Source organism: Streptomyces sp. NPDC020597, assembly GCF_044335095.1.
In the GTDB taxonomy this organism is placed as follows: domain Bacteria; phylum Actinomycetota; class Actinomycetes; order Streptomycetales; family Streptomycetaceae; genus Streptomyces.
This window is the reverse complement of the sequence record NZ_JBIRUL010000044.1, coordinates 1-13,052: the sequence shown is the minus strand read 5'-3', so window position 1 is coordinate 13,052 and position 13,052 is coordinate 1. Positions and strand designations below refer to the sequence as shown.

Sequence of the window (13,052 nt, the reverse complement as noted above, 5' to 3'; positions counted from 1 at the left end):
GGACCTTCACACAGCCGACGCGAGACCATCACTGAGGGGGAGCAGCAGGGTGAGCATCACGACCTCCGCGGCAGCCACCGGAGAGGGACGCGGCGCCGCAGCCGTGCCCGCGGCGGGGGCGGGGCTCGGTTTCTGCCGGGTCACCATCGTCGCCCCCGACAGCCGGATCGACGTGGCGCTGCCCGACGACATCCCGGTCGCCGACCTCTACCCGGAGATCCTCCGGCTCGCCCGGCAGAGCCCCGCCGAGGGCGCACCGGTCGGCTACACCCTCGTCCGCAGGGACGGCTCCGTCCTCGACAGCTCGCGCTCGTTCGCCGCCCAGCACATCCTCGACGGCGAACTCCTCACGCTGCGCCCGTTCTCCGAGTCGCTGCCGCCCGCCGTCTTCGACGACGTGTCCGAGGCGGTCGCCTCCGCCGTCACGCGCGAGCACACCCTGTGGAGCGGCGAACTGACCCGCGCCGCGGGCCTCGTGGGCGGAAGCGTGCTGCCGGCCCTGCTCGCCTTCGTGGCCTGGAGCGGCGACCCCCGGCACGACATGCAGGGCCTGCCCGGCGTCCTCGCCGCGGTCGTCGGCGTGCTGCTGGTCGCCCTCGCCGGCGTCCGGGCCCGCGTCTACGACGACCGCGGCTCGGCGATCGCCCTGGGCCTCGGCGCCCTGCCCAACGTGGCCGTGGCGGGCTCCGGGCTCCTCCCGCTCGCCGACGGCCAGGGCATCGGCAAGCTGCAGTTCCTGCTCGCCTGCGCGGCGGTGCTGCTGGCGTCGGTGCTGCTCACCCTGTGCTCCCCGCGCGGCGACGGCCCCTTCGTCGCGTTCGTCGTCGCCTCGGGCGCCGGACTGGCGGCGGTGTTCGCGGCGATGCTCGCGCACTGGAGCCCGGCCGAGACCGCCGCCCTGTGCGCCCCCGTCGGGGTGGGCGCCCTGGCGTTCCTGCCCGGCCTGTCCATGCGCTTCGCCCGCCTCCCGATCGGCTTCGACGCCCCGGACTCCGCCTCGCGCCGCGCCTACGGCGCCGATCCCGCCCCCCGGGAACCGGTCGACGCCGAGCGGATCGCCGCGCAGGCCCGCCGCGGCCACGAACTCCTCGTCGGGCTGGTCGGCGGCTGCGCGGTGATCGCGGTCGGCGCCTGCGCGGTCCTCGGATTCTCGGACGACGTCTGGGCCCAGCTGCTCGCGCTGGCCACGGGCACCGCGCTGCTGATGCGCGCCCACCTCTTCCGCTACACCGCGCAGGTCGCCCCGGTGCTGGCCGCGGGCCTCGGCTCGCTCGTCCTGCTCGGACTGGGCCTGGCGCTCAACCCGCCCCACCCGGCGATCCGCGCCGCCCTCGCCGGCGACAGCGCCGACCTGGACCTTCGCACGGTCTGGCTGGTCGCCGCCGTCGCGGCGGCCGCCGCGATCGTCACCTCGATCGGCCTGATCACCTCGCGCGGCGGCCTCACCCCGTTCTGGGGCCGCTTCATGGAGATCGCCGAGGGCTTCGTCCTGCTGACGCTGGTGCCGCTGGCCCTGGCCGTGTTCGACGTGTACGCGGCAGTCCGCTCGATGACCGGCTGACCCCACGAGTCGAGAAGGCCTCGGGGCGGACGCACACGGCGCCTGCCCCGAGGCCCCGTCGCCACGTGCCTGCCGGTCGCGGCGGGCCCGTGGCGACGGGCGGCGACCGCCGTTGCGCGGCGGCTAGTCCGCCTCCGCCGCCTCCGCCGCCTCCGTCGCCGTCCCGCCGCCGTGCGGCGCGGGCTCCAGGTCGAACTCGCCGTCCCGGGCGCCCAGCACGAAGGCACGCCACTCCGCCTCGGTGTAGCGCAGCACCGTCCCAGGGTCGAGCGAGGACCGCATCGCCACGGCCCCCTCGGGCAGGCAGGCGATCTCGACACGCTCCTCGTGCCCCTCCGTGCCGGGCGCGCTCTTCCACTCGACACCCGAGATGTCGAGCGCGTACAGCTCGTCCCGCTCCCGCTCCTTGCGCGCTTTGACTGCCTCGTCCTCGGCATCGGCCATGTCGGCTCCGACCCTTCCCTCTGAGTTCCCGCTGTCCCAACGAGCTGCAGCGCCACCCTACTTGCCGGCGTTCCCCCAGCTCAGAGGTTCTCCCGTTACGTTCCGGTCGGCCGGCGTCGCCCGTACACTGCCCCCGCTCGCCCGAGCGCCGCAAGGGCCGTCGGCCGCGATATCCGGGCAGGTCGGACGCACCGGCCTGATACCCTGGCTCTCGGCCGTTTGTGTACGCACCCCCGGAAGCCCCTCAGGCAGCCCCTGAAGCTTCTGGAGGTCGCGCCCAGCGGATCCCCGCCTCCCGAGTAACGGAAGCTCCCCCGAGACCAAGACCGGGGGCACTCGGTGGCCACTGAAAAGACTACGAGGAGTACGCGTGCCGCTCGACGCCGCTACGAAGAAGCAGATCATCAGCGAGTTCGGTCAGAAGGAGGGCGACACCGGCTCCCCCGAGGTCCAGGTCGCCATGCTGTCCCGCCGGATCTCGGACCTGACCGAGCACCTCAAGACGCACAAGCACGACCACCACTCCCGTCGTGGTCTGCTGATCCTGGTCGGCCAGCGTCGCCGCCTGCTGCAGTACCTCGCCAAGAAGGACATCCAGCGCTTCCGTGCGCTGGTGGAGCGCCTCGGCATCCGCCGCGGTGCGGCGGGCGCCAAGTAGGACGCCGTGAGGGGGGCGGTTCCCGGACGATCGGGGCCGCTCCCTTTTGCTGTACACCTCGGTGCGCACCGCTCGGCGGTACGCACCGGCACGCACCACGGACAGGGCCCGTCGTACGGCCGCCCGTGGAGCGGAAACGTGCGGAGTGTCACCGACGCTTTGTAGTGTGGTAGCACAACGCCATACGTACGACACAGCGTGATGACATGTACTCGCTGCGGGTAAACGTCATCACGCACACCGAACGAGGAGAAGCGCGCCTAGCCGCCGCCGGTCCTCGGTAGTGGCCCCCGGGAAAGAGATCCCCGGGTGCTTCGATCGAAGACCGGCCCGCACCGCACGGAGCGCTTCTCCGCCACCGTCCCCCTGCCACACGGGCAGTGAGGGACGAAGACGAGGAGAAAACACTAGTGGAGAACGAGACCCACTACGCCGAAGCCGTCATCGACAATGGCGCCTTCGGCACCCGCACCATCCGTTTCGAGACGGGCCGCCTGGCCAAGCAGGCCGCCGGCTCCGCCGTGGCGTACCTGGACGACGACACCATGGTGCTGTCGGCCACCACCGCCTCCAAGAACCCCAAGGACCAGCTCGACTTCTTCCCCCTCACGGTGGACGTCGAGGAGCGGATGTACGCCGCCGGCAAGATCCCCGGCAGCTTCTTCCGCCGTGAGGGCCGTCCCTCCGAGGACGCCATCCTCACCTGCCGCCTGATCGACCGCCCGCTGCGCCCGTCCTTCAGGAAGGGCCTGCGCAACGAGATCCAGGTCGTCGCCACCATCATGGCGCTCAACCCCGACCACCTGTACGACGTCGTGGCGATCAACGCCGCCTCCGCGTCCACCCAGCTGGCCGGCCTGCCCTTCTCCGGCCCGATCGGCGGCGTCCGCGTCGCGCTGATCAACGGCCAGTGGGTCGCGTTCCCGACGCACACCGAGCTCGAGGACGCCGTCTTCGACATGGTGGTCGCCGGCCGCGTCCTGGAGGACGGCGACGTCGCCATCATGATGGTCGAGGCCGAGGCCACCGAGAAGACCATCCAGCTCGTCGCGGGCGGCGCCGAGGCGCCGACCGAGGAGGTCGTCGCCGCCGGTCTGGACGCCGCCAAGCCCTTCATCAAGGTGCTCTGCAAGGCCCAGGCCGACCTCGCCGCCAAGGCCGCGAAGCCGACCGGCGACTTCCCGGTCTTCCTCGACTACCAGGACGACATCCTGGAGGCCCTGTCCGCCGCCGTCCGCCCGGAGCTCGCCTCCGCGCTGACCATCGCCGGCAAGCAGGACCGCGAGGCCGAGCTCGACCGCGTCAAGGCGCTCGCCGCCGAGAAGCTCCTCCCGGAGTTCGAAGGCCGCGAGAAGGAGATCTCCGCCGCGTACCGCTCGCTCACCAAGCAGCTGGTCCGCGAGCGCGTGATCAAGGAGAAGACCCGCATCGACGGCCGCGGCGTCACGGACATCCGTACGCTCGCCGCCGAGGTCGAGGCCATCCCGCGCGTGCACGGCTCGGCGCTGTTCGAGCGTGGCGAGACCCAGATCCTGGGCGTCACCACCCTCAACATGCTCCGTATGGAGCAGCAGCTGGACACCCTCTCCCCGGTGACCCGCAAGCGCTACATGCACAACTACAACTTCCCGCCGTACTCCGTCGGCGAGACCGGCCGCGTGGGCTCCCCCAAGCGCCGCGAGATCGGCCACGGCGCCCTCGCCGAGCGCGCCATCGTGCCGGTCCTGCCGACGCGCGAGGAGTTCCCCTACGCGATCCGTCAGGTGTCCGAGGCCCTCGGCTCCAACGGCTCGACGTCCATGGGCTCGGTCTGCGCCTCCACCATGTCGCTGCTGAACGCCGGTGTGCCGCTCAAGGCCCCCGTCGCCGGCATCGCCATGGGCCTGATCTCCCAGGAGATCAACGGCGAGACGCACTACGTCGCCCTCACCGACATCCTCGGTGCGGAGGACGCCTTCGGCGACATGGACTTCAAGGTCGCCGGCACCAAGGAGTTCGTCACCGCCCTCCAGCTCGACACCAAGCTGGACGGCATCCCGGCCTCCGTCCTGGCCGCGGCCCTCAAGCAGGCCCGCGACGCCCGCCTCCACATCCTCGACGTGATGATGGAAGCGATCGACACGCCGGACGAGATGTCCCCCAACGCCCCGCGGATCATCACCGTCAAGATCCCCGTGGACAAGATCGGCGAGGTCATCGGCCCGAAGGGCAAGATGATCAACCAGATCCAGGAGGACACCGGCGCCGAGATCACGATCGAGGACGACGGCACCATCTACATCGGTGCCCAGGTCGGCTCGCAGGCCGAGGCCGCCCGCGCCACGATCAACGGCATCGCCAACCCGACCATGCCGGAGGTCGGCGAGCGCTACCTGGGCACGGTCGTCAAGACCACGACCTTCGGTGCGTTCGTGTCGCTGCTCCCGGGCAAGGACGGACTGCTGCACATCTCGCAGATCCGCAAGCTCGCCGGCGGCAAGCGCGTGGAGAACGTCGAGGACGTGCTCGGTGTGGGCTCCAAGGTCCAGGTCGAGATCGCCGAGATCGACTCCCGCGGCAAGCTCTCCCTGATCCCCGTGATCGAGGGCGAGGAAGCCGCCGAGGATGCGAAGGACGACTCCGACAAGTGACGTCGAGTAGCTCCCAGGCGACGGCCCGCACCTCTTCGGAGGCGCGGGCCGTCGCCCGTACCCAAACCCTGATCAAAGGCACGGCCGGCATCGGCGTCGTCCGCAAGACCACCCTGCCGGGCGGCCTGCGCATCGTCACCGAGACCCTCCCCTCGGTCCGCTCCGCCACCTTCGGCATCTGGGCGCACGTCGGCTCCCGCGACGAGACGCCCTCCCTGAACGGCGCCACGCACTACCTGGAGCACCTCCTCTTCAAGGGGACGAACCGCAGGTCCGCGCTCGACATCTCCTCCGCGATAGACGCGGTGGGCGGCGAGATGAACGCGTTCACGGCGAAGGAGTACACGTGCTACTACGCACGCGTGCTCGACGCCGACCTGCCGCTCGCCATCGACGTCGTCTGCGACATGCTGACCGGCTCCCTCATCCGCGAGGAGGACGTCGACGTCGAGCGCGGTGCGATCCTCGAAGAGATCGCCATGACCGAGGACGACCCCGGCGACTGCGTGCACGACCTGTTCGCGCAGACGATGTTCGGGGACAACCCCCTCGGCCGGCCGGTCCTCGGCACCGTCGACACGGTCAACGCCCTCACCGCCGACCGCATCCGCCGCTTCTACAAGAAGCACTACGACCCGACCCACCTCGTGGTCGCCGCGGCCGGCAACATCGACCACAACAAGCTCGTGCGCCAGGTCCGCGCGGCCTTCGAGAAGGCGGGCGCCCTCCAGAACACGGACGCGACGCCCATCGCCCCGCGTGACGGCCGGCGCGCGCTCCGCGCCTCGGGCCGGGTCGAGCTGATCGGCCGCAAGACCGAACAGGCGCACGTCGTGCTCGGCATGCCCGGTCTCGCCCGCACGGACGACCGGCGCTGGGCGCTCGGCGTGCTGAACACGGCCCTCGGCGGCGGCATGTCCTCCCGTCTCTTCCAGGAGGTCCGCGAGAAGCGCGGCCTGGCCTACAGCGTGTACTCGTACACCTCGGGCTTCGCCGACTGCGGCCTCTTCGGCGTGTACGCGGGCTGCCGCCCGAGCCAGGTGCACGACGTGCTGAAGATCTGCCGGGACGAACTCGACCAGGTCGCCGAGCACGGTCTGTCCGACGAGGAGATCGTCCGCGCCATCGGCCAGCTCCGCGGCTCGACGGTCCTCGGCCTGGAGGACACCGGCGCGCTCATGAACCGCATCGGCAAGAGCGAGCTGTGCTGGGGCGACCAGATGTCCGTCGACGACATGCTGGCCCGGATAGCGGCCGTGACCCCGGACGAGGTCCGGGCCGTGGCCCGCGACATCCTGGGACGGCGTCCGTCGCTGTCGGTCATCGGCCCGCTCAAGGACAAGCAGGCGGCCCGGCTGCACGACGCGGTCGCCTGACCCCCTCCGACAGCCGTCAGGCCTTCGGCAACTTCGGTAAGGAAGCACACAAGATGAGCAAGCTGCGCGTGGCGGTCCTCGGCGCCAACGGCCGGATCGGCTCCGAGGCGGTACGGGCGGTCGAGGCCGCCGAGGACATGGAGCTGGTGGCCGCCCTCGGCCGCGGCGACGACCTTCAGACGCTGGCGAAGGCCGGCGCCCAGGTCGCCGTCGAACTGACCACCCCCGCCTCGGTCATGGACAACCTCGACCACTGCGTACGGCACGGCATCCACGCCGTGGTCGGCACCACCGGCTGGACCGACGAACGCCTCGCGCAGCTGAACGGCTGGCTGGCCGCCTCCCCCGAAACGGGCGTGCTCATCGCACCCAACTTCTCCATCGGGGCCGTCCTCACCATGAGGTTCGCGCAGATCGCCGCGCCGTACTTCGAGTCCGTCGAGGTCGTCGAGCTCCACCACCCCAACAAGGTGGACGCACCCTCCGGCACCGCCACCCGCACCGCCCAGCTCATCGCCGAGGCCCGCCGCACCGCCGGCGTCGCCCCGGCGCCGGACGCCACCGAGACGGGCCTGGACGGGGCGCGCGGCGCGAACGTGGACGGGATCCCCGTCCACGCCGTCCGGCTGCGCGGCCTGCTCGCCCACCAGGAGGTCCTGCTGGGCGGCGAGGGGGAGACCCTGACCGTCCGCCACGACTCGCTCCACCACAGCAGCTTCATGCCGGGCATCCTGCTGGGGGCCCGCCGCGTGGTGTCGACGCCCGGCCTCACCTTCGGCCTGGAACACTTCCTCGACCTGAACTGAGCCTCTGACGTCATGCGCGCGAAGATCTCCTACGCCCTCACGGCCGCCGTCCTGGTCTTCTACTTCGTCCTGGTCGGCAGCCGCGGCGTCATGCTCATCCAGTCCGGCACGCTGCTGACCGTCACCTTCGGTGTGGCGGTTCTGATCCTCCCGGTCATCGGCGTGTGGTTCCTGTGGAAGAACACCCAGTTCGTCCGCCGGGCCAACGCGCTCGCCGCCGAACTCGACGCCGAGGGCGGTCTGCCCGTCGACGAGCTGAAGCGGACCCCGAGCGGCCGCGTCGACCGCGACTCGGCGGACGAGGTGTTCGCCGTGCGCAGGGCCGAGACCGAGGCGGCGCCCCAGGACTGGCGCACCTGGTTCCGTCTCGCCGTCGCCTACCACGACGCCCGGGACACCCCACGGGCCCGCAAGGCCATGCAGAGGGCGATCAGCCTGCACGACGGCAAGCCCGTCGAGGCCGCCTGACCTCACGCATCCCCGAGCGTCCCGCCCGCACGCGGCCACGCGAGAGGGGCCGGCCCACCCTCGCGGCGGACCGGCCCCTTCGTGCGTTCGGCGATCAGACGTGCCGGTTCTCCGCGGCCCACGCCTCGACCGCGTCCGCCGCGCGGTCGAAGGCCTCGCCGCGCGCCAGGAAGTCCGCCCCGTGCGTGGTCAGCAGCGGCGTGCTCTCGGCGGGCCGGTCCCGTCGCGCGACCGTCAGGGCCTGTCCCTGGACCGTCCGCGGCAGCCCCAGCCAGCGCACCGGCTGCTGCACGGTGTGCACCGCCCCGACCCGCTCCCAGGGCAGCGTGCGCGTGACGAGGAAGCCGACGTGGCGCAGCCCGCGCGCGCTCACCCACACGCCCATGCGCAGCAGCCGCAGGGCGGCGACGATCACCAGCAGGGAGCCGCCGAAGACCACGGCGGCCTCGGACAGCGAACCGGTCAGGGCGATGATGACGGCCGCGAACAGCACGAACGAGGCCAGCAGCAGGGCCAGCGCCGCGATTCCCACCCGCCAGGGTCCGGGCCGGTAGGGACGCCGCCAGCGCTCACGGTCCTCGAAGGGCAGGGCGACGTCGTCCGCCGCGTCGAACGGTCGGTCGGCCGTCAGAAAGGGCAGGGGCACGACTGGTCCTCACTCGTCCATGCGTGGGCTGTGCCCGGTGAGGCTATCCGGCTGTGTCCCCGCTCACCACCATCGGGGGGCCGTGGCGGCGACGCCCGCTCCGCGTCAGCGGCCCTGTCAGCGGCCCTGGGACGCCTGTGACTGCTGAGGCTGCGAGGAGTCGACGCGCAGCGCCGGCATCCCGATGACCAGCGACCCCACCAGCCCGGCCACGATGGTGAGCCCCAGCAGCCAGCGCCCGGCTATCCGGCTCACGGAGGACCGATCGGGGGGTGGGGGAGTGACATTGCTCCGGAACCTGTCGGCCTCGGCGATGAAGGCGAAGGGGACGGGCTCGCGCCGACGGAACATGGTGGGTACTTCCTCCTGGAGCGTGTGGGACATCGTCTACCGGTACAGACGAGCGAGTGCCCGAAAACGTGCCCCATATCGGCAGACGTCCCGGAGAAATCCCGCGGCATGCCCGTGTCCGTCCGGCCCAACGGCCCCCGTAGAGTTGGCGCCGCTCCGAAGACGCGATGGAAGGACCTCCGCACCGTGACCGACAGCTCCGCCGACGACCTCAAGCCCGGCTTCCGCAGCGACGTGACCGTCGAGCTGGTCAAGCACACCGCGTCCGACGCCGACGTGCTCTTCGCCGCCCGGGTCTCGACCGTCGGCGAGCAGTCCCTCGACGAGCTGGGCAAGGACCCCGAGCGCTCGAAGGGCCTGATCAACTATCTGATGCGGGACCGGCACGGCAGCCCCTTCGAGCACAACTCGATGACCTTCTTCATCAGCGCCCCGATCTTCGTCTTCCGCGAGTTCATGCGGCACCGCGTGGGCTGGTCCTACAACGAGGAGAGCGGCCGCTACCGGGAGCTCCAGCCGGTCTTCTACGTCCCCGGCGAGTCCCGCAAGCTGGTGCAGGAGGGCCGTCCCGGCAAGTACGTCTTCGTCGAGGGCACCCGGGCCCAGCAGGAGCTCGTGGGCCGCACCATGGAGGACTCCTACCGACGGTCGTACGAGGCCTACCAGGAGATGCTCGCCGCCGGCGTCGCCCGTGAGGTCGCCCGCGCGGTCCTCCCGGTCGGCTTGTTCTCCTCGATGTACGCCACCTGCAACGCCCGCTCGCTGATGCACTTCCTCGGTCTGCGCACCCAGCACGAGCTGGCCAGGGTCCCGTCGTTCCCGCAGCGGGAGATCGAGATGGTGGGCGAGAAGATGGAGGCCGAGTGGGCCAGGCTCATGCCCCTCACCTACGCGGCCTTCAACGCCAACGGGCGTGTCGCGCCGTGACGAGGACGGGCCACGGAGACGTATGTACGGATCATCCGCCCGAAGTGTCCGTATTGCGGCATTTGGAGAAGTTCATCTAGCCTGATCAAACGGACCCGGCACTGCTTGAACCCCCGAGCAGGCAGTGCCGGGTTCCATCTTTGTCATGACTTTTCGCACCCCCCTAGGGCAGACCCCGCCGTGAGCAACGAGTAGCGTGTCACCCATGGCTCCGACCTCCACTCCGCAGACCCCCTTCGGGCGGGTCCTCACCGCCATGGTCACGCCCTTCGCGGCGGACGGCGCGATCGACCTCGACGGCGCGCAGCGGCTCGCCACCCACCTGGTGGACGCAGGCAACGACGGCCTGATCGTCAACGGCACCACCGGTGAGTCGCCCACCACCAGCGACGCGGAGAAATCGGATCTGGTACGCGCCGTCGTGGAGGCCGTCGGAGACCGCGCCCACGTGGTCGCCGGAGTCGGCACCAACGACACCCACCACAGCGTCGGGCTCGCCAAGGCGGCCGAGACGAGGGGCGCACACGGCCTCCTGGTCGTCACCCCGTACTACAACAAGCCCCCGCAGGAGGGCCTGTACCGCCACTTCACGGCCGTCGCCGACGCCACCGGGCTGCCGGTCATGCTCTACGACATCCCCGGCCGCAGCGGAGTCCCGATCAGCACCGAGACGCTGGTCCGCCTCGCCGCGCACCCGCGGATCGTCGCCAACAAGGACGCCAAGGGCGACCTCGGCCGCGCGAGCTGGGCCATCGCGCGCTCCGGCCTCGCCTGGTACTCCGGCGACGACATGCTGAACCTTCCCCTGCTCTCCGTGGGCGCGGTCGGCTTCGTCTCGGTGGTGGGCCACGTGGTCACCCCGGAGCTGCGCGCCCTGGTCGAGGCGTTCACCGCCGGTGACGTCCAGAAGGCCACGGAGATCCACCAGAAGCTGCTCCCCGTCTACACGGGCATGTTCCGCACCCAGGGCGTGATGACGACGAAGGCGGCGCTCGCCCTGCAGGGGCTGCCCGCGGGGCCGCTGCGCCCGCCCATGGTCGAGTGCTCGCCCGAAGAGATCGAACAGCTCAAGATCGATCTTGCCGCGGGCGGGGTACAGCTCTGACAACAGACTTCACAACTGAATAGGCAGGCCACCGGTGCCTGCAATCCACAACCACAACTGCTTCTGCACGAACGTCATGCGCGCCACGTGCCCACCGGTACGTGGCGCGGGTGTTTGAGGAGAGTCTTTTGAGTCATCCGCATCCGCAACTCGCTCCGCCCCCGAAGCTCCCCGCGGGTGGCCTCCGGGTCACCCCGCTCGGCGGGCTCGGTGAAATCGGCCGCAACATGACGGTCTTCGAGTACGGCGGCCGTCTGCTGATCGTCGACTGCGGGGTGCTCTTCCCCGAGGAGGAGCAGCCCGGCATCGACCTGATCCTGCCGGACTTCTCGTCCATCCGGGACCGCCTCGACGACATCGAGGGCATCGTCCTCACCCATGGTCACGAGGACCACATCGGGGCCGTCCCCTACCTCCTGCGCGAGAAGCCGGACATCCCGCTCATCGGCTCCAAGCTGACCCTCGCGCTGATCGAGGCCAAGCTCCAGGAGCACCGGATCCGCCCGTACACCCTCGAGGTGGCGGAGGGGCACCGTGAGCGCATCGGCCCGTTCGACTGCGAGTTCATCGCCGTCAACCACTCGATCCCGGACGCCCTCGCGGTCGCGATCCGCACGCCCGCCGGCATGGTGGTCCACACGGGCGACTTCAAGATGGACCAGCTCCCGCTGGACGGCCGGCTCACCGACCTGCACGCGTTCGCACGCCTGAGCGAGGAGGGCATCGACCTTCTTCTCTCCGACTCGACGAACGCCGAGGTACCCGGCTTCGTGCCGCCCGAACGGGACATCTCCAACGTCCTGCGCACGGTCTTCGCCGGAGCCCGCAAGCGGATCATCGTGGCCAGCTTCGCCAGTCACGTCCACCGCATCCAGCAGATCCTCGACGCGGCGCACGAGTACGGACGCCGCGTCGCCTTCGTGGGCCGCTCCATGGTCCGCAACATGGGCATCGCCCGGGACCTCGGCTATCTGAAGGTCCCGCCGGGCCTGGTGGTGGACGTCAAGACGCTCGACGACCTCCCCGACCACGAGGTGGTCCTGGTCTGCACGGGATCGCAGGGCGAGCCGATGGCGGCCCTGTCCCGCATGGCCAACCGCGACCACCAGATCCGCATCGTCCCCGGCGACACGGTGATCCTGGCGTCGTCGCTCATCCCGGGCAACGAGAACGCGGTCTACCGGGTGATCAACGGTCTGACCCGCTGGGGTGCGAACGTCATCCACAAGGGCAACGCCAAGGTGCACGTCTCGGGCCACGCGTCCGCAGGCGAGCTCCTGTACTTCTACAACATCTGCCGCCCGAAGAACCTGATGCCGGTCCACGGCGAATGGCGGCACCTGCGCGCCAACGCCGAGCTGGGGGCCCTGACGGGCGTCCCGCACGACCGCATCGTGATCGCGGAGGACGGCGTGGTCGTCGACCTCGTCGAAGGCAAGGCCAAGATCGCCGGAAAGGTCCAGGCGGGCTATGTGTACGTCGACGGCCTCTCGGTCGGCGACGTGGGCGAGCCTGCCCTGAAGGACCGGAAGATCCTGGGAGACGAGGGCATCATCTCGGTCTTCGTCGTCGTGGACTCGTCCACCGGCAAGATCACCGGAGGCCCGCACATCCAGGCCCGTGGTTCGGGCATCGAGGACTCCGCCTTCTCGGCCGTCACCCCGAAGATCGCCGAGGTCCTGGAACGCTCGGCCCAGGACGGCGTCGTCGAGCCTCACCAGCTGCAGCAGTTGATCCGCCGCACGCTGGGCAAGTGGGTCTCGGACACCTATCGCCGCAGGCCGATGATCCTCCCGGTCGTAGTGGAGGTCTGAGCGCCGTACGCCTTCCCGTACGCGTGAACCCGGAGCGGGGCTCCCCGATTTGCATCGGGGAGCCCCGCTCCAGTACGTTTACGGCTCCGCCTGACCGGGAACCCCCAACGCTTCGTGCGCAGGGACCAGTCCCCCGAAGGGCCGGGAAAACCGACTCAGAACTTCTGATAAAGTCGGAACCGCCGGAAAGGGAAACCGCGAGATAAGCGGGGAACCTGGAAAGCACCGAGGAAATCGGATCGGGAAACGGTCTGATAGAGTCGGAA

12 protein-coding genes are annotated in these 13,052 nt (G+C 70.4%); 9 read left to right on the top strand and 3 right to left on the bottom strand.

Annotation, left to right across the window (positions count from 1 at the left end):
* Nucleotides 1-49: 49 nt before the first annotated feature.
* Nucleotides 50-1,561: a type VII secretion integral membrane protein EccD gene (eccD, locus tag ACH4ZA_RS37760; protein WP_398433577.1), complete on the top strand. Its 1,512-nt coding sequence runs from the start codon at nucleotides 50-52 to the stop codon at nucleotides 1,559-1,561.
* 123 nt (nucleotides 1,562-1,684) lie between these two features.
* Here eccD and ACH4ZA_RS37755 read toward each other — a convergent pair whose 3' ends face one another.
* Nucleotides 1,685-2,005 carry a DUF397 domain-containing protein gene (locus ACH4ZA_RS37755; RefSeq protein WP_398433576.1) on the bottom strand — a complete coding sequence of 107 codons (321 nt, stop codon included), beginning with the start codon at nucleotides 2,003-2,005 and terminating at the stop codon, nucleotides 1,685-1,687.
* A gap of 370 nt (nucleotides 2,006-2,375) precedes the next feature.
* Here ACH4ZA_RS37755 and rpsO point away from each other — a divergent pair, with 370 nt between their 5' ends.
* The 5 genes from rpsO to ACH4ZA_RS37730 all read left to right on the top strand — a co-directional run bounded on the left by rpsO (nucleotide 2,376) and on the right by ACH4ZA_RS37730 (nucleotide 7,943).
* Nucleotides 2,376-2,663 (top strand): 30S ribosomal protein S15, encoded by a 288-nt coding sequence (gene rpsO / locus ACH4ZA_RS37750; RefSeq protein ID WP_319280859.1) that lies wholly within the window; start codon nucleotides 2,376-2,378, stop codon nucleotides 2,661-2,663.
* 410 nt (nucleotides 2,664-3,073) lie between these two features.
* Nucleotides 3,074-5,293: a polyribonucleotide nucleotidyltransferase gene (locus tag ACH4ZA_RS37745; protein WP_319280861.1), complete on the top strand. Its 2,220-nt coding sequence runs from the start codon at nucleotides 3,074-3,076 to the stop codon at nucleotides 5,291-5,293.
* A complete protein-coding gene (locus ACH4ZA_RS37740) occupies nucleotides 5,290-6,669 on the top strand; it encodes a pitrilysin family protein (RefSeq protein ID WP_319280863.1) in 1,380 nt (459 codons plus the stop codon). The genes ACH4ZA_RS37745 and ACH4ZA_RS37740 overlap by 4 nt, the downstream gene beginning before the upstream one ends.
* A 53-nt stretch (nucleotides 6,670-6,722) precedes the next feature.
* Nucleotides 6,723-7,475 (top strand): 4-hydroxy-tetrahydrodipicolinate reductase, encoded by a 753-nt coding sequence (gene dapB / locus ACH4ZA_RS37735; protein ID WP_319280865.1) that lies wholly within the window; start codon nucleotides 6,723-6,725, stop codon nucleotides 7,473-7,475.
* A gap of 12 nt (nucleotides 7,476-7,487) precedes the next feature.
* Nucleotides 7,488-7,943 carry a hypothetical protein gene (locus ACH4ZA_RS37730; protein WP_319280866.1) on the top strand — a complete coding sequence of 152 codons (456 nt, stop codon included), beginning with the start codon at nucleotides 7,488-7,490 and terminating at the stop codon, nucleotides 7,941-7,943.
* A 94-nt stretch (nucleotides 7,944-8,037) separates the two neighbouring features.
* Here ACH4ZA_RS37730 and ACH4ZA_RS37725 read toward each other — a convergent pair whose 3' ends face one another.
* Together ACH4ZA_RS37725 and ACH4ZA_RS37720 are read right to left on the bottom strand one after the other, a co-directional pair.
* On the bottom strand, nucleotides 8,038-8,589 hold the full coding sequence (locus tag ACH4ZA_RS37725) for a hypothetical protein (RefSeq protein WP_319280868.1): 552 nt from the start codon (nucleotides 8,587-8,589) through the stop codon (nucleotides 8,038-8,040).
* 117 nt (nucleotides 8,590-8,706) lie between these two features.
* The gene (locus ACH4ZA_RS37720; RefSeq protein ID WP_398433597.1) at nucleotides 8,707-8,940 is read right to left on the bottom strand and encodes a hypothetical protein; all 234 of its coding nucleotides are present in this window, start codon (nucleotides 8,938-8,940) and stop codon (nucleotides 8,707-8,709) included.
* A 186-nt stretch (nucleotides 8,941-9,126) separates the two neighbouring features.
* Between ACH4ZA_RS37720 and thyX the strand changes: the two genes are divergently transcribed.
* The 3 genes from thyX (at nucleotide 9,127) to ACH4ZA_RS37705 (ending at nucleotide 12,786) form a co-directional block, all read left to right on the top strand.
* Nucleotides 9,127-9,867, top strand: a complete 741-nt coding sequence (gene thyX, locus ACH4ZA_RS37715) for an FAD-dependent thymidylate synthase (protein WP_398433575.1) — start codon at nucleotides 9,127-9,129, stop codon at nucleotides 9,865-9,867.
* Nucleotides 9,868-10,072: 205 nt separating this feature from the next.
* On the top strand, nucleotides 10,073-10,972 hold the full coding sequence (gene dapA / locus ACH4ZA_RS37710; RefSeq protein ID WP_398433574.1) for a 4-hydroxy-tetrahydrodipicolinate synthase: 900 nt from the start codon (nucleotides 10,073-10,075) through the stop codon (nucleotides 10,970-10,972).
* 128 nt (nucleotides 10,973-11,100) lie between these two features.
* Nucleotides 11,101-12,786, top strand: coding sequence for a ribonuclease J (locus ACH4ZA_RS37705; protein ID WP_107441612.1), 1,686 nt, complete (start codon nucleotides 11,101-11,103; stop codon nucleotides 12,784-12,786).
* Nucleotides 12,787-13,052 lie beyond the last annotated feature (266 nt).

Coding starts and splice junctions, on each gene's coding strand:
- ACH4ZA_RS37755 (WP_398433576.1), bottom strand. CDS start 2,005: ATGGCCGATGCCGAGGACGAGGCAGTCAAAGCGCGCAAGGAGCGGGAG.
- dapB (WP_319280865.1), top strand. CDS start 6,723: ATGAGCAAGCTGCGCGTGGCGGTCCTCGGCGCCAACGGCCGGATCGGC.
- ACH4ZA_RS37730 (WP_319280866.1), top strand. CDS start 7,488: ATGCGCGCGAAGATCTCCTACGCCCTCACGGCCGCCGTCCTGGTCTTC.
- ACH4ZA_RS37720 (WP_398433597.1), bottom strand. CDS start 8,940: ATGTTCCGTCGGCGCGAGCCCGTCCCCTTCGCCTTCATCGCCGAGGCC.
- dapA (WP_398433574.1), top strand. CDS start 10,073: ATGGCTCCGACCTCCACTCCGCAGACCCCCTTCGGGCGGGTCCTCACC.